Source organism: Bacillus sp. RZ2MS9 (assembly GCF_001816185.2).
Taxonomy (GTDB): domain Bacteria; phylum Bacillota; class Bacilli; order Bacillales; family Bacillaceae_G; genus Bacillus_A; species Bacillus_A cereus.
Genome location: NZ_CP049978.1, coordinates 2446324 through 2469615 on the forward strand (window position 1 = coordinate 2446324; position 23292 = coordinate 2469615).

Here is a 23292-nt window from a genome sequence, read left to right on the forward strand (position 1 = left end):
TTCACTTTAATGAACCTTCCTCTTTGTTTTTATTCTCTTTTTGAAGAGTATTCCAGTACTCTAAAATTTCTGATGTAACGAGAGCGGCAATGTTTTTTTCTGAATTACTACCAGGGATAACGACAGAAACGGCAATTTGTGGATCTTCCGTAGGAGCATATGCAATGAAAAGAGAGTGATTTATCATTCTTGCTTGCTCATTTGGAAAACCTGTAATACCTGTTTTACCTGCGACGTCAAAGGGCAACTTTTTAATTTCCTCTATATTTTGACTCATCCCACCTTGCACGACACTCCAAAAGTTCATCGGGTAACGATTTGAACTTTCTAAAATGGGTTTAAACTTTTTGGTTTCCTTACCATCTTGACCAATAATCGCACTTACGATTTGAGGTTTATATTTGTCGCCTTTACTTGCCAAAGTTGCTGCATATTGAGCGAGTTGAAGAGGAGTATGCACTTCATTTCCTCCCCAAGAGGCATTTAATAAAGCTGAAATCCCATTTTCAAATTTATTAGATGGATGGAATTCATATTGTCCGTCTTCTTCAAAGGGTAAATCAATCCCGGTTTTAGAACGTAGGCCGAATTGCATTAAATAATCTGTCCATATATGTGCCACTTTTTCTATATTCCCATTATTTTGGTTGAATAGGGGCAGAGCTACTTTTGCTGTCATAAATGTGTTAGATGAATTAATGATAGCCTGCCTCGGTGTAATCTCCCCTGTTGGTGTTCCAGGCGCATTCGTAATGTTATTTTGATTATCATACTGAAAAGTACCTTTATCTAAATAAGTATCTTCGGGTTGGAAAAGCTTTTCATTTAATCCAATTAAAATAGTGAGTGGTTTTATAGTAGAAGCCATATTTACATAAGATTCACCATACTTTAATTTTTGAATTGCTTTATTTTGCGAAAGAGATTTAATGTTTTCTTTTCTAGAAGATACATGTGTATTTAATATATTTGGATTAAAAGCTACCGAGTTGGCCATAGTTAAAATTGCGCCAGTTTTTGCATCGCTCACTATAGCATAACCAGCTTTAGCATCAGGTGTTTTCTTAATTTGAGATTTTAATGCTTCTTCTGTCTTTTGCTGCAACTCAGAGTCTAAAGCTAGCCGCACATCTTTTCCTTTTTGTACTTTTTGAATGTTCCATAAGAACTTTTTATTATTCAATTCAAAAATAAGAGTTTTGCCTGGTTTTCCTTTTAAATCATTTTCATATTGCAGCTCAATCCCGCTTTTTCCAACAGCTATATGCTTGGACTTAAGGTCATTTTCTACATACCCAATTACTTGTGAACCAATTTCGTGTTTAGGGTAATATCGAATCCATTCATCTTTAATTATTACATTATTGGGTTTGTTTTTGTTTATGAATGCAAGTTCATTCTCATTTATATCAGAGTATAACGGTATATCATTCATAGTCTTCTTTTTACAAGATTGTTGTAATTGAGATTTTATGTTCTCTGTAGAAATATCATGTTGAAACTCGCTTGAAAATTGGTTAAAAAAAGCTAATGTGTTTGATGTATCTTGTTTCGATAGCTTTTCATCATTAGAAGTGCAATATAGAGACTTAACTTTCTTATTTGTAGCTAGCATTACACCATTTTTATCAAAAATCTTTCCTCTTTCAGCTGAAGAAGTTGCGATAGTAATTGAAATGAAGTTGATTTTTAATAAAATTAGTAAAATCAAACCTACAATAGAAAGAACCGCAAAAAATCTCCATCTTCTTGTATGTAACATATAACCCTCCCTTATGTAGCCTATTTCATCTTATATTTAATTATTTTTTTTGTAAATGTGGAACAACTTTATTGTTTAGGTTGTCTATTAAGTATTACAGCATGAAGAAAGGAATAATTAGCATGAAAATTTACTAGCAAGTTTATATGTAAGTTTAATAAGAGTTATTATACAGTTTAGCACTTCTAATGCAAGTGGCAAAAAAAATAGAGAGAAAACAAGAAGGGAGAGTTATTAATTCCGTAGCTAAACGACAAGGAATGGTTGCTTACAAGGATTAAGAAAAAAATTGAGGCGATATTTATAACCGATTATCGGTATCTAATATATAAGGAATGCTTTTAGTATTTGTAGCAATTCCTGAAAGGATTAAATGGAGGATTTATGAAAGGACAAAAAGGCAAGAAGCAGAAGACATATATATCTATTCGATTAAATATAATGTTCCTTTGCATATTTGTACTATTCTCAGCTATTATTATGCAGCTAGGAAAGGTACAAATCGTTGAGGGAGAGGCTTATAAGAACCAAGTGGAAAGTAGTCAAAATGCAATAACTAGTATTCCAGTTCCACGTGGACAAATTTTAGATCGAGAAGGGAAAACAGTTGTTAATAATAAATCTCTTCGCACAATTACGTATACAAGGGTGAAGGGAATTACGAGTGAAGATATTTTAAAAACAGCAAAAGACTTGGCGAAAGTACTTGAAATGCCTGAACAAGATATAAATAAATTAACAGATATCGATAAAAAAGATTTTTGGATGCAGTTGAATTCGAAACGTGCGGAGACAAAGATTACTAAGAAAGATATAGAAAAGTTTAAAGAAAAGGGTATAGAGGGAAAAGAGTTAGATAAAAAAATAGAAGACTTAAGACGAGGTCGGGTTACAGAGGTAGAATTAGCAGAATTAACAGCACAAGATTTAAAGGTGTTAGCTATTAAAAGTAAAATGAGTTCAGGTTATCAACTAACACCACAAATCATTAAAAAAGATGTAACAGATGAAGAGTATGCGCGGATAAGCGAAAATCTTGCGAATTTTCCAGGAGTAGATGCAACTGTTGATTGGGAACGTAATTATGTAAACGGTAATTTATTTCGTTCTGTATTAGGAAATATTACGAGTAGTGAAGAAGGATTACCGAAAGAAAATTTAGATTCTTATTTAGTACGTGGATATAACCGTAATGATCGTGTTGGAAAAAGTTATATTGAACAACGATATGAAGATGTATTACACGGCACAAAAGAAGAAGTGAAAAATATTACTGATAAATCAGGAAACATTGTTAGCACAGAAATAATCTCTAAAGGAAAAAGTGGTAATAGTTTAACATTAACGATTGATATGGAATTACAAAAGAAAGTGGAAGAAAGTATAGAAAAAAACTTGAGAGCTTTTAAGAGTTCAGAGCCACTGCTCGATCGAGCTTTTGTTGTCATGACGAATCCAAATAACGGACAAATTTTATCAATGGCAGGCAAAAAGATTGTAGAAAAAGAAGGGAAAATAGAGGTTGAGGATTTGGCATTAGGAAACATGACAACTTCGTATGAGCTAGGGTCAGCTGTAAAAGGTGCTACTTTATTAACTGGATATGAGACAGGGGCAATACATCCAGGAGATCAATTTTATGACGCGCCGATGAAATTTAAAGGTACACAAGCTAAGAAATCGTGGAATGTATCCGGATTTGGTAATATTAATGATTTACGGGCTTTACAAGTATCTTCGAATGTATACATGTTCCAGACAGCTTTAAAAATTGCGGGAGTCAATTACGTACCAAATGGCTCATTGGATATTAAACAAGGAGCATTTGATACGATGCGCTATTATTTCAAGCAATTTGGTTTAGGTGTCCCAACAGGTATTGATTTACCGAATGAAATAATTGGACAAACGAGAAAAATAGATAGTCAACCTGGGTTTTTACTAGATTTTTCTATCGGTCAGTATGATACGTATACGCCGTTGCAATTAGCGCAATATATTTCAACGATTGCGAATGGTGGTTATAGAATGCAACCTCAAATTGTACAAGAAATACGAGAACAATCAATAAAAGAAGAGGTTGGCAAAGTTATACGTTCCATAGAGCCTGTCGTATTAAATCGAATTGATATGAAGAAAGAACATATTGATCGGATAAAAGAAGGGTTTAGATGGGTATTCCAAGAAGGTGATGGAACTGGCGTGAAATATTTCAAAAACGCGCCATATAAACCAGCAGGAAAGACAGGAACAGCCCAAACTGTATATGGTGGAGATGACCCGATTGGTAGAAATGCAAAAGGAGAACGTATGGAATGTTACAACTTAACGTTAGTTGGATATGCTCCATATGATAATCCAGAAGTAGCATTTTCCGTAGTAGTTCCATGGCTTCATGATGATAAAAATGGAATTAATTCTATAATTGGAAAGGAAGTATTAGATGTATACTTTGATTTGAAACAGCAACGTATACATGGTGAAGCTACTAGTACAGGTAGTTCTAAGCAAAATTAGAGTACTTTTCTCAGGGAAGAGACCCTGTTCATATAAAGCCATTTATAAGTAAAAAAATGAAATATGAAATAAGAGATAGAGGCGTCGTAGCTACTATCTCTTATTTTGTTAATAACTCTCATACTAGCTATAATTTTTTTAGTTTATGGAACAAATTTGGTTCGGTGATTGTCTATTATGTGTACGTATAAAAAGGTGCTAAAAATTTGGAAGGAATGATGATTTTGAAAAATAAGAGGATGCTAAAAATAGGAATATGCGTTGGTATATTAGGTTTAAGTCTTACAAGCCTAGAAGCTTTTACAGGAGGGGCACTGCAAGTTGAAGCGAAAGGAAAGACTGGTCAAGTGAAACATAAAAATCAGGCAACGCATAAAGAGTTCTCTCAACTTGAGAAAAAATTTGATGCTCGATTAGGTGTATATGCGATTGATACTGGTACAAATCAAACAATCTCTTATCGACCTAACGAAAGATTTGCCTTCGCATCAACCTACAAGGCTTTAGCTGCGGGAGTATTACTACAGCAAAACTCAATTGATTCATTAAATGAAGTAATTACATATACGAAAGAAGACTTAGTGGATTATTCACCTGTTACAGAGAAACATGTAGATACTGGAATGAAACTAGGAGAAATTGCTGAGGCAGCTGTTCGTTCAAGCGATAATACTGCAGGGAACATTTTATTTAATAAAATAGGAGGACCGAAAGGATATGAAAAAGCGCTTAGGCATATGGGGGATCGGATTACTATGTCTGATCGCTTTGAAACAGAATTAAACGAAGCTATTCCAGGAGACATTCGTGACACTAGTACAGCGAAAGCTATTGTTACGAATCTTAAAGCTTTTACGGTCGGAAATGCACTTCCAGCTGAAAAACGTAAAATTCTTACAGAGTGGATGAAAGGAAATGCTACAGGGGACAAACTTATTCGTGCAGGCGTACCAACTGAATGGGTAGTTGGAGATAAATCAGGTGCTGGTAGTTACGGGACAAGAAATGATATTGCTATCGTTTGGCCTCCAAATAGAGCACCAATTATCATCGCAATTTTATCTAGTAAAGATGAGAAAGAGGCAACCTATGATAATCAACTCATTGCAGAGGCAACTAAAGTTATAGTTAAGGCTCTTAAATAGTATTTTAGTTTTCGCATTTTTAACATGAAAGTATTAAAAGTATAAAGTTAGAAAACGACTCTTTTCTTGTGATAAGAGTCGTTTTTGTATTCTTATTATTAAAAAGGTAAAAGTAAAAATATAACGAATATATATGACATATCTCATACGAAATTTCATGTACTGTATTATTATATTGATTTAAATAAATTTCAAGAAAGTATAATATAATTCAGTTAGCATATAGAAGTGTTTGATGAGAATGTAAAGGAGAAAATATGAAAAAGAAAATTAATAGAATTGTAATGATTATTTGTATATTAGTAGGTTTTACAATCTTTTTATATTTACAGAACAATTTAATAAGTATAACTGAGGTTAAAATAACCTCTAGTAAAATACCATCCTCTTTTAAAGGGTATAAAATTCTACAAATTTCAGACTTACACAATAAAAAATTTGGCGATAATCAAGATGTGTTAATTCAAAAAATAAAAAGTATAGACCCAGATATTATTGCGATTACGGGTGATTTAATTGACAGTAAATCATACGATGCAGAAGTGAGTATGCAATTAATACAAAAAATGGTAAATAAGTATCCTGTATATTTTGTGACAGGAAACCATGAACAATGGTCTGGAAAGTATAACAGTTTAGAAAAAGAGTTGAAGAAATATGGTGTCAATGTTTTAAGGAATGAACATGTAGGCATTCGAAAGGGTGAGCAAGAAATAAACTTGCTAGGTATTGATGATCCAGAGTTTGTTACTGGAAACCGTGATGAAGGAAATATTATAATAGATGAAATTAAAAAAGCAAAAATTGAAATGCAGCCAGATAGATATAATGTATTATTATCCCATAGGCCTGAATTTATAAAGGAATATACGAATGAGAGGTTGGATTTGGTTTTATCGGGACATGCTCATGGAGGGCAAGTTAGATTGCCATTTATCGGTGGATTAGTTGCTCCAAATCAAGGTGTTTTACCTAAATATACAGCAGGTTTATATGTAGAACAAAATACATCAATGGTAGTGAGTAGAGGATTAGGAAATAGTATCATTCCGCAAAGAATTTTGAATAGGCCAGAGATTGTAGTCGTGCAGTTAAATTAAGCTGTACGATTTTTTTATACAAAAGTGAGTAAAGAGATTTTATGTATTTTGCAGGAGTTAACATTACAATTTTGTTAAAAATTTTCTACGTTACATAAAGTAACAAAATTTGACCCTGATTGTTTGTTATAGTGTAAATAATCAAAAAACTTAAAATTTGTCGAGTGAAAATTGTGATAAGTAATTCATGTAAAAAAACTTAAAGGGGTGTACACATGCATAAAGAATATGAAATTGAAGAATACACAGCGATTGAGGAACAAATACATTATTATTGTAAATGTTTATTAGTAAGTCATCCTGATCAAATAATAAAGTATTTAGAAAAAAGGTTAGAAAAATATGCAGAAACATTACAATATGCACATTTATATCCTGACACAGTTATTTTACCGTTACAGCAATTAGTTATTGAATATTCTTTAGATGTTGCTAGAATTCGGAAGTATATGAATTTAAAAACGTAAAGTGAAATTTATAGTTTAAATGAAACAGAGTCGACTTTAGGAAATGAAATTCTAATGTCGACTCTGTTTCATTGTTTAATATCGTTGATTGAACATACATACTAATCAATGAAGTTTGACATATAATTAAGCAAGGGTAAAATAAAAGTGAGTACTCACTCATTTTATTGGAAAAGGAGGATGAAACGTGCAACAACCTTCCATTATTTTACGGACTGTATCAAAAAGTTTTGGAAAAAAAGAAGTGTTACACAATCTTTCATTGCAAGTTGAAAAAGCAGAAATTTTTGGTTTTGTTGGACCTTCTGGATCGGGGAAAACAACGCTCATTAAAATGATTGCAGGTATTAATGAGGCAACGAAAGGTGAAGTGCTTGTTAATAATACTAATATGCCTAATTTAAATGAAATGAAAAGAATTGGTTATATGGCCCAGGCGGATGCATTATACGAAGAATTGTCAGCATATGAAAATGCAGATTTTATAGCAACGATGTATGGACTAAAGGGAAAACGTAAAAAGACAAGAATTGCAGAGGTTTTTGAACTTGTACAATTGTCACAGTATATGAAAAAGCAAGTACAACAATTTTCAGGTGGAATGAAAAAACGCTTATCATTAGCAATAGCGCTCCTTCATGAACCAGAAATATTAATTTTAGATGAGCCTACAGTGGGGATAGATCCGCTTCTTAGAAAAACGATTTGGGAAAAATTTTATGATCTTAAAAAGAAAGGCACAACGATTATTGTAACGACGCACATTATGGATGAAGCTGAATTTTGTGAGCGTCTAGGGTTAATTAGAGAAGGGAAACTAGTTGCGGTTGGAACAACTGAAGAATTGAAAAAACGCGTGTCATCTGGACGGATTGAAGATGTCTTTTTGCTAGAAGAGGTGGTGCCATCATGAGAGTTACTGGTGTAATTATACGTATTATTCGTCAGTTTTTTCGAGATAAGCGTTCGTTAGCAATGATGTTTGGAGCGCCGATGTTATTACTTTGGCTTTTGTCACTAGTGTTTACACAGAAAGACTATATACCGCAAATTGCTGTTGTTGATATGCCCGCTCAAATAGTAAAAGTGATGAAAAATCAAGAAGCGTCAATTTATGAATACAGTAAGGAAAAGGCGATTTCTGAGTTGGAAAAACAAAAGGTAGATGCAGTATTTCGAATAGAGAATGGAAAAATGAAACTTCTGTTGGAAGGTAGTGATTCGTCAAAAAATCGTGCTGTACTTCAAGTATTGCAAAAAAGCACAGAGAAGAATGATGTATCGATTATGAAACCTGAAGTAAATTATTTACATGGCTCTAAAGACTTTACGATGTTTGATGGGCTTGGTCCTGTATTAATTGGTTTCTTTACATTTTTCTTTGTATTTATATTATCAGGTGTATCTTTCGTAAGAGAACGTTTAAGTGGTACGCTAGAAAGGTTATTATCCACCCCAGTAAGAAGATGGGAAATAGTCGCAGGTTATATTATTGGTTTTGGAATCTTTGCCTTTATACAATCCATTATTATCGTAAGCTTTTCCGTTTATATTTTAGATTTATACGTAGCTGGCTCCATATGGCTAACGCTACTTATTACATGTATGCTCTCTTTAACTGCACTAACATTAGGTACGTTTTTATCGGCATACGCAAATAATGAATTTCAAATGGTCCAATTTATACCGCTTGTTATTGTGCCACAAATCTTTTTTTCTGGATTGTTTCCAATGGAATCTATGAATAAGTGGCTACAAATGTTAGGGAAAGTATTTCCACTCACATACGGCGCTGACGCAATGAGACAAGTGATGATTCGGAATCAAGGGTTTACAGAGATTGCATTAGATCTTACTGTATTATTACTTTTTTCACTATTATTTGCAGTAGGAAATGTATTTGCTTTAAAGAAACATCGCAAAATATAATAATAACAAAAAGGAGCTTTATAAATGCAGAAGGATTGGCTGGAGGAATTAATAGCTGCAACTAATACGGATAAACGAAATGAACGTCAAATGCGAATATTAGAAGCGGCTGTTGATATGTTTGGAGAAAAGGGATACGCTTCAACTTCAACAAGTGAAATTGCAAAGCGTGCTGGTGTAGCGGAAGGAACCATCTTCCGCTACTATAAGACGAAAAAAGATTTATTACTAGCGGTCGTAATGCCAACTTTAACTAAGTTCGCTGCACCATTTTTCGTACAAACCTTTGCAAAAGAAATATTTAAATCAGAGTATGAATCGTATGAAGGACTTTTAAGGGTTGTAATTCATAATAGATTTAAATTTGCTCAAAAACACTTTCCTATGATAAAAATATTAATTCAAGAAGTACCATTTCAACCAGAACTAAAAAATGAAATACAGCAATTAATAGAAACAGAACTGTTTTCACATTTCAAAAAATTGATTGTGAAATTTCAAGAAGAAGGAGAGATTATTGAAATACCGTCATCTTCCGTATTACGTCTTACTTTATCAGCTGTATTAGGTTTATTATTAACACGATTTTTATTATTGCCTGAAGAAAAATGGGATGATGAAGCGGAAATTGAAAATACGATTCAATTTATATTGTATGGATTAACTCCACGAATTTAAGCGTTGAAATGTGAATTACATACATTACTTTTAAGTAAAAATAAATCGCCTTTAAAAAGGCGATTTATTTTCATTATATATTTTTGATAAATAAGTACTTGTTTACTAAAAACATTCTAAATCAGCGTGTTTCTTTGTCTCTTCTTCTAAGACCTAATAATCCTGCTAGTCCTAATAAACCAAGCCAAGCCCAATTATTATTTCTATCACGATTATCATTTAAATCATTTGTTGTATTGACATTTCGAGTTCTCACATCATTATTAACTCTGTCTAAGTTATTGTCATTTACTCGAGTTGAAATATCAGTGTTATTCACTCTATTCATATTATTTCCATCGTATTCAGCTTGCGCAGATGTACCTAAAAACATAATAGATAGTGCTAAAACACTTAAAATAGATGATAATTTCTTTTTCATAACAATTCCCTCCTTTCTTAATCATTAATTTCTCCGGAGCATCTGTGTATTATTCATTTCACAATATCTAAACCAGTATAATAGGGCGCACATTTATTGAAAATAGAGTTGAATGATTGTTAATATATTATTGGATATATATTTCTCATAAAAATAAATGAATCAAACTTTGCTTAAAATGTTAATCTTAGTACAATTTATAGTATACGGACTAGCACTAAGGAGGTAATGAGATGCGACAATTTGCAAAACCTACAATCGTCGTAAGTAAATGTTTAGAATTTGATGCTTGTCGATATAATGGAGAGATGATTCCAGATGTAACAATACGAAATTTGCAGCCATTTGTTACATTTATACCTGTTTGTCCAGAAGTGGAGATTGGATTGGGAACTCCTCGTGAAACGATACGAATTGTAGAAGAAAATGGTGAGAACAGACTTGTGCAACCGTCGACACGAGAAGATGTAACTGAAAAAATGGAGCAGTTTTCAAATGACTTTTTACAAACGATATCGGATGTGGATGGTTTTATTTTAAAGAATCGTTCACCAAGTTGTGGTACGCGTGATGTGAAAATTTATTCTGGTTTTGAAAAAGCGCCCGCAAAGGGAAAAGGATCGGGCTTATTTGGCGGAGCAGTAGTAAAAAAATTTTCGCATCTTCCTATTGAAGAGGAAGGCAGATTGTCGAATTTTATTATTAGAGAGCATTTCTTTACAAGACTATTTACAATCGCATATTACAAAATGATTAAACATAATAAAAATATGAAAGACCTTGTATCGTTTCAGTCGGACAATAAATATTTATTTATGGCATATAATCAAGTGAAACAAAAGGAATTAGGGCGTATAATTGCAAATCACAAAAATGAAAAGATTGAAGTTGTATTTGAAAACTATGAGAAGACTTTATATGAATTATTTATGCGCACACCCCGCTATACATCGAATGTAAATGTATGCGAGCACATTTTTGGATACTTTAAAACAAAGCTAAAAAAACAAGAAAAAGATCATTTTATAGAACTGTTACAAAAGTATGCAGAAAAGAAAATACCACTTAGTAGTTTACTTACAATTTTAAAATCATGGGCCATTCGATTTGATGAAAAGTATTTATTAAGACAAACGTATTTCGAACCATACCCTGAAGCATTAGTAGAAATTTCTGATTCGGGAAAAGGTAGAGATTATTAAACAATAAATTACATAATTCGACACAAAATATCCTATGTTGTTGTAGAACAATGTAGGAATTTTTTTGTGCATTAGTACAGAATCTGTTTTAAAATTAAGTTATGACAGAATTATAGCAATTGTCTAACTAATATTCTTGTCTTTTAAGTTGTTATGTTTGTAGTAGAAACTCGCACGCTGTCGAAACTCAATATTCGATAAGGGGTGTGTAGCGGAATGGAATTTACTCTAACTCGCGAAAAACAAATGATTAAAGAAATGGTACGTGACTTTGCTGAAAAGGAAATCGCACCGAAAGCTGTATATTATGACAAAACTGCAGAGTTTCCATATGAAACATTTCAAAAAATGGGCGAACTAGGATTATTAGGCATCCCATTCCCAGAAGAGTATGGAGGTTCAGGTGGCGATACTGTATCGTATGCGTTAGCAGTTGAAGAAATTGGTCGCGCTTGTGGTGGCACTGGTTTAAGCTATGCTGCAACAATTTCATTAGGTGCTTCTCCAATTTATTATTTCGGTACAGAAGAACAAAAACAAAAGTATTTAGTTCCAATGGCGTCAGGTAAAACATTAGGTGCCTTCGGATTAACGGAGCCGAATGCTGGATCAGATGCAGGTGGTACTCAAACGAAAGCGGTACTAGATGGCGATGAGTATGTAATCAGTGGTGAGAAGTGTTGGATTACAAACGCAGAGTATGCAAATACAATTATTGTAACCGCTGTCAACGGTGTTGAAGAGAATGGTAGAAAACGCATTTCAGCATTTATCGTACCTACTACTAGTGAAGGATTAACGATTTCTAGTCCTTACGATAAAATGGGCGTTCGCGCTTCTAATACTTGTGAAATCGTACTTGATGGTGTTCGTGTACCGAAAGAAAATATTCTTGGTGATGTAAATAAAGGTTTTAAACAATTTTTATATACACTTGATGGAGGACGTATTTCAATCGCAGCATTGGCAGTTGGTATTGCGCAATCAGCCTTTGAACGTGCATTGCAATATGCGAAAGAACGTCAACAATTTGGAAAGTCAATCTCTAATTTCCAAGCGATTCAATTTAAATTAGCTGATATGGCGACTGAAGTAGAGCTAGCACGCAATTTAGTACATAAAGCAGCTTGGTTAAAAGATAACGATAAACCTTTCGGTAAAGAAGCGGCAATGGCAAAACTATTTGCATCGGAAGCGGCAAGCCGTATTGCGAATCAAGCAGTACAGATTCATGGTGGATATGGCTATATGCGTGAATATGAAGTTGAACGACATATTCGTGATGCGAAACTATTAGAAATTGGTGAAGGAACTTCTGAAATTCAACGTCTCGTAATTGCTAGACATTTAGGATGTAGATAAAAGGGAGGAATCACTATGTTTCAAAAAATATTAATTGCGAATCGCGGGGAAATCGCTGTTCGTATTATGAAAACTTGTCAAAAACTTGGCATTCGCACTGTTGCTATTTATTCTGAAGCAGATGAAAATGCCCTTCATGTGAAAATGGCAAATGAAGCTTACTTAGTAGGTGGACCGCGTGTCCAAGAAAGCTATTTAAACCTTGAAAAAATTATTGAAATAGCTAAGAAGACAAATGCAGAAGCAATTCATCCGGGTTATGGTTTATTATCAGAGAATCCGTCTTTTCCGGTTCGCTGCAAAGAAGAAGAAATCGTATTTATCGGTCCTTCAGAAGAAATCATTACGAAGATGGGAAGTAAAATCGAATCACGTATCGCAATGCAAGCAGCAGATGTCCCAGTAGTCCCAGGTATTACTACAAATATTGAAACTGCTGAAGAAGCAATTGAAATTGCAAAACAAATTGGTTATCCATTAATGCTTAAGGCATCCGCAGGCGGCGGAGGCATTGGTATGCAGTTGATGGAAACTGAGCAAACGCTCACCAAAGCGTTTGAAAGTAATAAAACAAGAGCGCAAAACTTCTTCGGTAACGGAGAAATGTATTTAGAGCGATATATAGCAGACGCGCATCATATTGAAATTCAGCTTTTAGCAGATACACATGGTAACACAGTGTATTTATGGGAGCGTGAATGTTCGGTACAGCGCCGAAATCAAAAAGTAATCGAAGAAGCACCTTCACCATTTTTAGATGAAGGTACACGAAAGGCGATGGGAGAAGTTGCTGTACAAGCTGCCAAAGCACTTGGTTATACAAATGCAGGTACAGTTGAGTTTCTTGTAGATGATCAGAAGAACTTCTATTTCTTAGAGATGAATACGAGATTACAAGTAGAGCATCCAGTGACAGAAGAAATTACGGGATTAGACCTTGTAGAACAACAACTTCTGATTGCAAGTGGAGAGAAACTATCATTTACTCAGGATGATGTAAAACGTAGTGGTCATGCCATTGAAGCTCGTATTTATGCAGAGGATCCGAAAACATTCTTCCCGTCACCTGGGAAAATTACAGATTTAACATTACCGTCAAATGTACGGATTGATCACTTCTTAGAAAATCATGTAACGATTACACCTTTCTATGATCCAATGATTGCGAAAGTCATTGCACATGGCGAGACTCGTGAAGAAGCAATTTCAAAATTACATGATGCTCTAGAGGAATTAAAAGTAGAAGGTATTAAAACGAACACACCAATGCTACTGCAAGTTTTGGAAGACGAAGTGTTCAAAGAGGGTATTTATACAACAGGCTTTGTAACGAAACAGCTCGTTAAAAAATAAGATTTAACAATATTAAGGGGGAAAAAATGATGACGAAAGTATACGCATCGATGGCAGGAAACGTTTGGAAGATTGTTGTAGGAGTAGGAGATACAGTAGAGGAAGAGCAGGATGTCGTCATTTTGGAATCTATGAAAATGGAAATTCCAATCATTTCAGAAGAAGCTGGCACAGTTATGAAAATTAATGTGCAAGAAGGCGATTTTGTAAATGAAGGAGATGTATTATTAGAAATTGAATAGGGAGATATAGGGGGAAGCGAATTGAAACTACCTAATTTTGCTGTCATTAAAGAAGTCGGGCCACGTGATGGCTTACAAAATGAAAAAAAGATTGTTGGCACAAAAGATAAAGTAAAATGGATTCAACTACTTACAGAAGCAGGATTGTCGTATGTTGAAGTTTCCTCATTCGTTCACCCAAAATGGGTCCCTGCATTAGCGGATGCAAATGATGTATTTTCTGAGCTGAAAAGGGATCCAAATGTTACATATGCTGCGCTTGTTCCGAATCAAAATGGTTTGGAACGAGCTTTTTTGCAAAATGTAGATGAGGTGAATGTTTTTTTATCAGCAAGTGAATCTCATAATAAAAGTAATATTAATAAATCGATTAAAGAAGCATTAGTTGTAATTGAAGATATAACAAAACAGGCATTATTCGAAGGGAAAAAGGTAAGAGGCTATGTTTCTACTGTATTTGGATGTCCTTATGAAGGGGATATAAGTGTCGCAGCAGTTGACGAATTATGTAATCAACTATTTTCATACGGCATTTATGAAGTTTCTCTTGGGGATACAATCGGTGTAGCGAATCCATTACAAGTAGAACAAGTATTAGAACATCTATTAAAGAAGTATGATGCTTCGCAGTTTGCCATGCATTTTCATAATACGTATGGAATGGCTCTAGCGAATGTAGTTAAATCATTAGAATACGGTATTACAACGTTTGATAGTTCTTGTGGTGGACTCGGGGGCTGCCCTTATGCACCAGGAGCATCAGGTAATGTTGCCACTGATGACCTAGTACATATGCTCCATAAATTAGGAGTCCAAACGAATATAGACGAAGAAAAGTTATTGAGAGCTAGTCAATTTATTCAAAGTAAGTTGAATATCCAATTACCGAGTCATGTGTATAGAGCGCTTCAACATAAAACGATAAGTAGGTGAGAAGATGCTACAATTACAAAACATTTCAGTTGATTATGTAACACCTCACGTTGTAAAGATTTCGTTATATCGTGAAAGACAAGCAAACTCATTATCTTTAGCGTTATTAGAAGAGTTACAAAACATATTAACTCAAATAAGTGAAGAGTCCAATACGCGTGTAGTTATTCTAACAGGTGCTGGTGAAAAAGCATTTTGTGCTGGTGCAGATTTAAAAGAGCGTGCCGGTATGAATGAAGAACAAGTTCGCCATGCTGTTAGTATGATTCGCACTACTATGGAGATGGTTGAACAATTACCACAGCCAGTTATTGCTGCTATAAATGGAATTGCACTTGGTGGTGGTACGGAATTAAGTTTAGCTTGTGATTTTAGAATTGCTGCTGAATCTGCAAGTCTTGGTCTTACTGAAACGACACTTGCAATTATACCAGGAGCAGGTGGTACACAGCGCTTACCGAGATTAATTGGTGTTGGTAGAGCGAAAGAATTAATTTATACAGGTAGACGTATTTCAGCGCAAGAAGCAAAAGAATACGGTTTAGTAGAATTTGTTGTACCAGCTAATTTACTTGAAGAGAAAGCGATTGAAATAGCAGAGAAAATTGCTAGTAATGGACCTATTGCTGTTCGATTAGCAAAAGAGGCAATTTCAAATGGTATTCAAGTTGATTTACATACCGGATTACAAATGGAAAAACAAGCGTATGAAGGTGTAATCCATACGAAAGATCGAATAGAAGGATTACAGGCATTCAAAGAAAAACGCAAACCGATGTATAAGGGGGAGTAAATATGTTAGACCAAAAACAACAATCTAATTCATTTGAAGAACGAGTTGAAACAATTAAACAAGGCGGGGCACCGAAATATCATGAGCAAAATAAAGCAAAAGGAAAATTATTCGTTCGAGATCGTTTAGCGCTTCTATTTGATAATGGCGAATATGTAGAAGATGCATTATTTGCTAACTGTGAACAAACAGGCTTACCTGCGGATGGCGTTGTAACGGCAACGGGTAAAATACATGGTCGTACTGCGTGTGTAATGGCCAATGATTCTACTGTAAAAGCTGGATCATGGGGATCACGCACAGTTGAAAAGATTTTACGTATTCAAGAAACAGCTGAAAAACTACGTGTTCCGTTATTTTATTTAGTTGACTCTGCTGGAGCGCGTATTACAGATCAAGTAGAAATGTTCCCAGGGCGCCGCGGTGCAGGAAGAATCTTCTATAATCAAGTGAAGTTATCAGGTAAAGTTCCTCAAGTATGCTTGTTATTTGGACCTTCTGCAGCTGGTGGTGCGTATATTCCAGCCTTTTGTGACGTTGTAATGATGGTAGAAGGAAATGCATCTATGTATTTAGGATCTCCTCGTATGGCTGAGATGGTTATCGGTGAGAAGGTAACTTTAGAAGAGATGGGCGGAGCTCGTATGCATTGCTCTGTATCAGGATGCGGAGATGTTTTATGTAAGACAGAAGAAGATGCGATTACACAAGCAAGACAATACATTTCATATTTTCCAAATAACTACTTAGAAAAGACTCCATTGGTTACACCTCAAGAACCGAAACAATTCGATAAAACGTTAGAACAAATCATTCCAGAAAATCAAAATGCTCCTTTCAATATGAAAGATCTCATTAATAGAGTTATTGATGAAGGTTCATTCTATGAAGTAAAAAAATTATTTGCTCAAGAGCTAATTACAGGCTTAGCACGTATTGATGGTAAGCCAGTTGGTATTATTGCAAATCAGCCGCGTATGAAGGGCGGCGTATTATTCCATGATTCAGCTGATAAAGCTGCTAAGTTTATTAATTTATGCGACGCATATCATATTCCATTATTATTCCTTGCGGATGTACCAGGATTTATGATCGGTACAAAAGTAGAGCGTGCTGGTATTATTCGCCACGGTGCAAAAATGATTTCTGCAATGAGTGAAGCGACTGTACCGAAGATTTCTATCGTTGTTCGTAAAGCATATGGCGCTGGTTTATATGCGATGGCAGGTCCAGCATTTGAACCAGATTGCTGTCTGGCATTACCGACAGCTTCTATTGCGGTAATGGGTCCAGAAGCTGCGGTTAATGCTGTATATGCAAATAAAATTGCAGCTTTACCAGAAGAAGAGCGTGCTAGCTTCATTGCTGAAAAACGTGAAGAGTATAAGAAAGATATTGATATATACCACTTAGCATCAGAGATGGTGATTGATGGTATTGTTCATCCAAACAATTTACGTGAAGAGTTAAAAGGACGTTTCGAAATGTATATGAGTAAATATCAAGTATTCACAGATCGTAAACATCCTGTATATCCAGTTTAAAAGCCCTATTTAGGGCTTTCTTGCTCAAAAAGTTAAGGAGGGGAAAACATTGAAACAAGCAGTTTGGTTTCCAACAGAAGAGTACAAGGAAAAAACACGTTTATATGGTTGGATGAAATCATTGGGATATGAAGACTATGAAATTTTTTATAATAAATCTATTGAGGAAACAGCTTGGTTTTGGGGAGAGGCAGAAAAAGCAGTAGGCTATCAATGGATGAAACCTTATACAGAAGTGTTAGATTTAGAAAATGGTACACCGTTTGCACAGTGGTATAATGGCGGAACATGTAACGTTGTAGAATCAGCTTTATCCCGCTGGCTTGCGGATGAAGAGACGAGAATACAGCCAGCACTTCAGTACGAAGGGGAAAATGGAACTTCAAAATCATTTACATATGAAGAGCTTGACAACTGGGTAAGCCGTGTTGCAAATGGTTTGAAACACGCGGGTATTGAGAAAGGTGACCGTGTAACAATTTATATGCCGATGATTCCAGAAACAGTTGTTGCGATGCTAGCTGTAATGAAAATCGGAGCAATTATTTCACCAATATTCTCAGGCTTTGCGTCTGATGCAGTTATGACACGTGTGCAAGCGGCAGGTTCAAAAATGATTATTACCGCAGATGGATTTTCACGTCGCGGTAAAATTGTTTCTTTAAAAGATGAAGTAGATAAAGCTTGTGAACATTGCCCAACTGTTGAAAAAGTTGTTATCGTTCGTCATGCAGGAAATGATTTTACACCACATAACTATGACTTTTCGTGGAGTACGCTAGAAAAAGAAAAACCATTCATACATGCAGAGGAAATGCAAAGTGATGATCCATTGATGCTCATTTATACATCAGGAACGACTGGTAAGCCGAAAGGAACAGTACACACGCATGCAGGATTTCCTTTGAAAGCAGCTTTTGATGCAGGATTTGGAATGAATATTAAACAAGGTGATCGTGTATTATGGGTAACTGATATGGGCTGGATGATGGGGCCGTTTCTATTATTCGGTTCACTCATTAATGGAGCAACGATGGTTATGTACGAAGGTGTTCCAGACTTCCCAGAAGCAGACCGGTTATGGGAGACAGTTGATAAATATGAGATTACTCATCTAGGTATTTCGCCAACGTTAATCCGAGCATTAATGGCAAAAGGTGATGAGTATGTCAATAAACATTCTTTAAAGAGTTTGGAAGTATTCGCATCAACAGGAGAACCTTGGAATCCTGATCCATGGATGTGGCTGTTTGAAACAGTTGGAAAAGGAAATGTTCCAATCTGTAACTACTCAGGTGGAACTGAAATCTCTGGTGGGATTTTCGGTAATGTTCTTATTAAGCCAATCGCACCGATTAGTTTTAACGCATCTTTACCAGGAATGGCAGCTGTCGTACTGGATGATCAAGGTAAACCAATTCGAGATGAAGTCGGAGAATTATGCTTAGAGAAACCTTGGGTAGGTATGACGAAAAGCTTCTGGGAAGATGATGAACGTTACGTGAACACATATTGGTCACGTTTTGAAAATAAATGGGTCCACGGTGACTGGGTCATTTACGATGGTGAACAATATATCATCACAGGGCGTTCAGACGATACGTTAAATATTGCAGGTAAACGTATTGGACCTGCTGAATATGAATCTATTCTTGTGAAACATAACGATGTAATTGAAGCTGCTGCAATTGGTGTACCTGACGAAGTAAAAGGTGAAGTTTGTCATTGTTTTGTAGTATTAAGAGATCATGTAACATTCACAGGAGAATTAAAGAAAGAATTAATGAGTTTAGTAAACTCTCATATTGGAAAAGCGTTGTGTCCTAAAGACATCCACGTTGTAGAAGATTTACCGAAAACACGTAATTCTAAAGTAATGCGCCGTGTTATTAAAGCAGCTTACTTAGGAAAAGAATTAGGTGATTTATCATCGCTTGTAAATCCTGAAGTAGTTCCGTTTATTCAGGGGTTACAGTCTAGTAAATTATAAAATTAGAAAGGATCTCTGTATAAATAGAGATCCTTTTTTATGTTTATAAAAAGAAAAGAAGTGAATTTGATGAAGAAGAAAAATTCTACTATTAGTGTTAAGTATGTCTGTTTTATAGTTTTTATTAAAATACGATACTGTGGCATGTTTATTCATTGGAGTAATTAAATTTTGTTAAGGATGAAATTCAATAAAAGCGTTATTTTAATAGGCTGTTACGAAATTTAATTTGAAAGGCACATCCAAATGATAAAAAAAGAGCACTATAAAATCAGTGCTCTTTTTATTAGAAATTGCTTAGTTCTTAAAAATAAAATCATTACGGACAATTCACAATGGTAATAATGACGCTAGCCATTGTTCCAGGAGAATCAAGAAGAGAAGCAGTAACGGTTACTGTTCCAGGCCCATTAGCGGCTAGAAATACAGCGGTAAAGTTACCTGAGGCATTGGTAATGACAGCAAGAGGAACCATGAAAGCAAGAGATGGGTTACTAAACGAAAAACTGACCACTACCCCTGGAGTAGGAATACCGTTTACTAATACTTGACCCGAAAAAAATAAAGTATTATTTCCTTGAGTGGATACACATGCTGTGGTTTCGTTAGAAGTCAAGGTAATAGATGCAGGTCCAGCAGGAAGATTAAATCCAGTTGGTCCAGTTGGTCCAGTTGGTCCAGTTGGTCCAGTTGATCCAGTTGATCCAGTTGATCCAGTTGATCCGGTTGGTCCAGTTGATCCAGTTGATCCAGTTGATCCAGTTGATCCGGTTGGCCCAGTCGGTCCAGTTGATCCGGTTAATCCAGTAGCTCCTGTAGAACCGGTGGGACCGGTAGGGAATTGAAAAGGTTGAACAGTTGGAAGTGTAGGTCCAATAGAACCGGGATTAAGTGCAGCAAAAGATAAAAACTCGTCCATTATTTATCACCTCTAAAAATCGTATTACTAATAGTAAATGTAATGATAGAGCAAAGTGAAACGGACAAGCGGTTTTATTTTAACAAATTAAACAAAGTAGTTATATGATAGAAAGAGAGATTAGTATGATTCCTTTAGAAATTAAATATAAAAAGGCGATTATCTTCAAATCGCCTTTTAGGTAATGCCGTGTAATTTTATTCAGTTATTTGAAATATAGTTTCATTCGGTTTGGAAAATCCATACAGTTTCCTTGCGAATTTTAAAATTTCTTCTTCACTACTTGTTAAAGCCTTGACATCCTTGTTAAGGGAATGACCATCCTTCTTTACAGAAGATAATTTTTGTTGTTCCGTATTAAGTGTGATTTGTTTTTCTTTAATCATTTCTTGTTGGTTATTCAGAGAATATTGAAGGACAAAAATTATAGGTAATATAAAAGCCAAAGTAGTTATAATACGGCGTCTTGTTTTTTTATACTACCTTGTTGGGTATTAGGATTCACTTGCTGTGAGGGTATATTAGGATTTGATTGGTGTGATGATACTTTTGGGATGTTTCCCATTAAAATGCCTCCATTACTGATTGTCGAATTTAAACCGTTTAATAGTATTATAAATGTTCAATAAGGATTTTAGAAGATATTTTAATATAGGTGAGTTTTGTAAAGTTTAAACAAAATCTTTATTTAAATAAAAGAAACCCCGCTTGTCTCTGGGGTTTCTGAAGGCAATGAAAGTACTCGACTAATTAAAGATTCCATGAATTTTTTGCTGAAAATACTGGTGAATTCGTCTGAAGTAATGAGGGCATCTAAAGTTTTATACGTACGTGAAGTAATTAAAAATCGATTTATAAGAGTTAGCTTGTTTTTTCTTAATAGCCCACCTAATCAGTAAATACATATGTCTGTTGAAATCTTTACGTGTTCATTGATAAAAAGCTGATTATATTCAGTCAGCTTTTTGTATAATACATTCTAGTATTTATCGGTTCCAAAAGACATATTCTTTCCTTTAAGTTGGCATCGAAAATATTACCAATTTTTCCTTTTACAATGGCAACAAATAAAGAAACATTTACAACGACACTTATTTCGTTTAGAACTCCAATCATCATCACGATGACACTTTTCTTTAGATTTCCACCAATCATCATTACAATGTTTTTCCTGAGAACTCCAATCGTCATCACAATGACACTTTTCTTTAGATTTCCACCAATCATCATTACAATGCTTTTTCTGAGAACTCCAATTATCATCACAATGATGTTTTTCTTTAGATTTCCACCAATCATCACAACAATGCTTTTTCTGAGAACTCCAGCAATCATTTTTCCAGGACATTTATTTCTACCTCCTTTCAATAGTGTTCATATTATTCTATGTTTTAATAAAAAAATGGCTTGTTTATTAACCTACTATTTTATCTTTATATGATAGAGTGTCTTCTACTCGATATAGAATTCATACAAACTATGCTAATTTTTAAGAGAAAGTGGAGAGAACTACTACTAGTTATGGTATTTTTCAATAAACACTTGTTGAAGAAAATGTTCTGATTACAAATAATATCTTATTTTCGAGTACGCTTTTTAAATGTATATTTCACAATGAAAAATGGGAAATCCACAAATAAAGTCTATGTATATGTGAGTTAATGGGAAAATCTAGTGTGTTTTTAAGGGGCGTCTTATTTAAAAGAAAAAAGGTTTGTTTTAGAAAGTGGTGTCTAAACATTAAATGGAGTAGGACTAAATTCACGGCCGCTCATTAAAAAGCTTTTAATTAGGAGAAGTCTGTTTTTATAATGAATAATGAAAAGAAAGTTTGGTACAATTGTTTGTTTTTTTCTTTTTATGTGTTTGCCTCGTACCCTTTTAAGCTAGTGGACATACTTTACTAATAGAAAGGATTAGGGGGTGAGGTATTGGGTTCTCGATTTAATAATTGTAAAAAGAAGTGTACATGTAAACAAGATGATTGTTGGGAAGTATTCGAAGAGTGTAAAAAAGAACAGCATGAGAAATGTGATAATTCTTGTGTACAAGGAATTAGAGATGAACTTAAGAAATTAATTAATCGAACAGTTCAAATTAATACAGAGGGACGTACTTATGTAGGTACTGTTTCGTCTGTAAGTTGTGATGTAGTTAGGCTTGCGGCTATTCCTGGATCGGTTGGAGTAATTATTTCCATTTGCAAAATTGAAGCAATTTTCCCACCGGTTACAACGGTTACTGCTGACTTTGATTTTAATGGTATTGATGTAGCAAACAAAGCATAATTATGCTGCTTTTTTGTAAAGCCATTCACATGAATGGCTTTATTTTAATTTTATATAAAAGGAGAATATATTCTTTATATAGAAATAAGTTTGAGGTTATAAAGCATGATGTACGAAAGGAGCAAGGAAGTGATTAAACTAGAAAGCTTTAAGAAATCTGATTTTAAACAATTAATAAATTGGATTAATTCCGAAGAATTTCTAATACAATGGTCAGGAAATGCATTCACATTTCCTTTAGACGAACAGCAATTAGAGAAGTATATAGAAAGTGCAAATACACTCGCTTTCAAAGTGGTAGATGAAGAGACTTCAGACGTTATTGGACATATTTCGCTTGGGCAAATAGATAATATTAATAAGTCCGCTAGAATTGGAAAAGTATTAGTTGGTAATACGAAGATGAGAGGACGTTCTATAGGAAAACATATGATGAAAGCAGTACTTCATATTGCTTTTGACGAATTAAAACTACATAGAGTAACTCTTGGTGTGTATGATTTTAATACATCGGCCATTTCATGTTACGAAAAAATAGGGTTTGTAAAAGAAGGCTTATTAAGAGAGTCAAAAAGAGTAGGAGAAACGTATTGGAATTTATGGGAAATGAGTATGTTAGAATATGAATGGAAGAAGTAGCAACGATA

22 protein-coding genes and 2 pseudogenes are annotated in these 23292 nt (G+C 34.6%); 19 read left to right on the forward strand and 5 right to left on the reverse strand.

What is annotated here, in order from left to right:
• Position 1 precedes the first annotated feature (1 nt).
• A complete protein-coding gene (locus BHV55_RS12525; RefSeq protein WP_070758140.1) occupies positions 2-1762 on the reverse strand; it encodes a peptidoglycan D,D-transpeptidase FtsI family protein in 1761 nt (586 codons plus the stop codon).
• Between the two features lie 384 nt (positions 1763-2146).
• Here BHV55_RS12525 and BHV55_RS12530 point away from each other — a divergent pair, with 384 nt between their 5' ends.
• From BHV55_RS12530 to BHV55_RS12560, 7 genes are all read left to right on the forward strand, one after another.
• Positions 2147-4279, forward strand: a complete 2133-nt coding sequence (locus BHV55_RS12530; RefSeq protein ID WP_048568129.1) for a peptidoglycan D,D-transpeptidase FtsI family protein — start codon at positions 2147-2149, stop codon at positions 4277-4279.
• Positions 4280-4497: 218 nt separating this feature from the next.
• The gene (bla, locus tag BHV55_RS12535) at positions 4498-5424 is read left to right on the forward strand and encodes a class A beta-lactamase Bla1 (protein ID WP_070758174.1); all 927 of its coding nucleotides are present in this window, start codon (positions 4498-4500) and stop codon (positions 5422-5424) included.
• Positions 5425-5681: 257 nt separating this feature from the next.
• Positions 5682-6524 (forward strand): metallophosphoesterase, encoded by an 843-nt coding sequence (locus BHV55_RS12540; RefSeq protein ID WP_000727188.1) that lies wholly within the window; start codon positions 5682-5684, stop codon positions 6522-6524.
• Between the two features lie 215 nt (positions 6525-6739).
• Positions 6740-6991, forward strand: coding sequence for a hypothetical protein (locus tag BHV55_RS12545; protein ID WP_000548621.1), 252 nt, complete (start codon positions 6740-6742; stop codon positions 6989-6991).
• 187 nt (positions 6992-7178) lie between these two features.
• Positions 7179-7904, forward strand: coding sequence for an ABC transporter ATP-binding protein (locus BHV55_RS12550; RefSeq protein WP_001187071.1), 726 nt, complete (start codon positions 7179-7181; stop codon positions 7902-7904).
• Entirely contained in the window at positions 7901-8920 is a 1020-nt protein-coding gene (locus tag BHV55_RS12555; RefSeq protein WP_070758142.1) for an ABC transporter permease, read from the forward strand. Before BHV55_RS12550 ends, BHV55_RS12555 begins: the two co-directional genes overlap by 4 nt.
• Positions 8921-8944: 24 nt before the next feature.
• Positions 8945-9598: a TetR/AcrR family transcriptional regulator gene (locus BHV55_RS12560; protein ID WP_001168188.1), complete on the forward strand. Its 654-nt coding sequence runs from the start codon at positions 8945-8947 to the stop codon at positions 9596-9598.
• 121 nt (positions 9599-9719) lie between these two features.
• Here BHV55_RS12560 and BHV55_RS12565 read toward each other — a convergent pair whose 3' ends face one another.
• Positions 9720-10019 (reverse strand): WGxxGxxG family protein, encoded by a 300-nt coding sequence (locus BHV55_RS12565; RefSeq protein ID WP_000728151.1) that lies wholly within the window; start codon positions 10017-10019, stop codon positions 9720-9722.
• 233 nt (positions 10020-10252) lie between these two features.
• Between BHV55_RS12565 and BHV55_RS12570 the strand changes: the two genes are divergently transcribed.
• The 10 genes from BHV55_RS12570 to BHV55_RS27460 all read left to right on the forward strand — a co-directional run bounded on the left by BHV55_RS12570 (position 10253) and on the right by BHV55_RS27460 (position 20283).
• Positions 10253-11221 (forward strand): YbgA family protein, encoded by a 969-nt coding sequence (locus BHV55_RS12570; RefSeq protein WP_001248645.1) that lies wholly within the window; start codon positions 10253-10255, stop codon positions 11219-11221.
• 216 nt (positions 11222-11437) lie between these two features.
• A complete protein-coding gene (locus tag BHV55_RS12575) occupies positions 11438-12583 on the forward strand; it encodes an acyl-CoA dehydrogenase (protein ID WP_000397282.1) in 1146 nt (381 codons plus the stop codon).
• 15 nt (positions 12584-12598) lie between these two features.
• Positions 12599-13936: an acetyl-CoA carboxylase biotin carboxylase subunit gene (locus BHV55_RS12580; RefSeq protein WP_070758143.1), complete on the forward strand. Its 1338-nt coding sequence runs from the start codon at positions 12599-12601 to the stop codon at positions 13934-13936.
• Between the two features lie 26 nt (positions 13937-13962).
• A complete protein-coding gene (locus BHV55_RS12585) occupies positions 13963-14178 on the forward strand; it encodes an acetyl-CoA carboxylase biotin carboxyl carrier protein subunit (protein WP_001987345.1) in 216 nt (71 codons plus the stop codon).
• Positions 14179-14199: 21 nt separating this feature from the next.
• Positions 14200-15111: a hydroxymethylglutaryl-CoA lyase gene (gene mvaB, locus BHV55_RS12590; RefSeq protein WP_000775433.1), complete on the forward strand. Its 912-nt coding sequence runs from the start codon at positions 14200-14202 to the stop codon at positions 15109-15111.
• Positions 15112-15115: 4 nt separating this feature from the next.
• A complete protein-coding gene (locus tag BHV55_RS12595) occupies positions 15116-15904 on the forward strand; it encodes an enoyl-CoA hydratase (protein WP_000939817.1) in 789 nt (262 codons plus the stop codon).
• 2 nt (positions 15905-15906) lie between these two features.
• Positions 15907-17448, forward strand: coding sequence for an acyl-CoA carboxylase subunit beta (locus BHV55_RS12600; RefSeq protein ID WP_000886744.1), 1542 nt, complete (start codon positions 15907-15909; stop codon positions 17446-17448).
• A 49-nt stretch (positions 17449-17497) separates the two neighbouring features.
• A complete protein-coding gene (locus BHV55_RS12605) occupies positions 17498-19438 on the forward strand; it encodes an AMP-binding protein (protein WP_000806459.1) in 1941 nt (646 codons plus the stop codon).
• 335 nt (positions 19439-19773) lie between these two features.
• A complete protein-coding gene (locus BHV55_RS27455; RefSeq protein WP_000236249.1) occupies positions 19774-19989 on the forward strand; it encodes a hypothetical protein in 216 nt (71 codons plus the stop codon).
• Between the two features lie 45 nt (positions 19990-20034).
• Positions 20035-20283 (forward strand): hypothetical protein, encoded by a 249-nt coding sequence (locus BHV55_RS27460; protein ID WP_070758145.1) that lies wholly within the window; start codon positions 20035-20037, stop codon positions 20281-20283.
• A 17-nt stretch (positions 20284-20300) separates the two neighbouring features.
• Here the strand turns inward: BHV55_RS27460 and BHV55_RS27755 are convergent.
• The 3 genes and pseudogenes from BHV55_RS27755 to BHV55_RS12620 form a co-directional block, all read right to left on the reverse strand.
• Positions 20301-20357 (reverse strand): annotated as a pseudogene (locus BHV55_RS27755) (exosporium leader peptide-containing protein); the annotation flags it as partial.
• A 197-nt stretch (positions 20358-20554) separates the two neighbouring features.
• A pseudogene (locus BHV55_RS12615) lies at positions 20555-20922 on the reverse strand (FtsB family cell division protein).
• Between the two features lie 392 nt (positions 20923-21314).
• Positions 21315-21725 (reverse strand): hypothetical protein, encoded by a 411-nt coding sequence (locus BHV55_RS12620; RefSeq protein ID WP_170925778.1) that lies wholly within the window; start codon positions 21723-21725, stop codon positions 21315-21317.
• A gap of 563 nt (positions 21726-22288) precedes the next feature.
• Here BHV55_RS12620 and BHV55_RS12625 point away from each other — a divergent pair.
• Positions 22289-22645: a hypothetical protein gene (locus tag BHV55_RS12625; protein WP_000535577.1), complete on the forward strand. Its 357-nt coding sequence runs from the start codon at positions 22289-22291 to the stop codon at positions 22643-22645.
• Positions 22646-22750: 105 nt separating this feature from the next.
• Positions 22751-23284 carry a GNAT family N-acetyltransferase gene (locus BHV55_RS12630; protein ID WP_000990082.1) on the forward strand — a complete coding sequence of 178 codons (534 nt, stop codon included), beginning with the start codon at positions 22751-22753 and terminating at the stop codon, positions 23282-23284.
• The last annotated feature ends 8 nt before the right edge of the window (positions 23285-23292 follow it).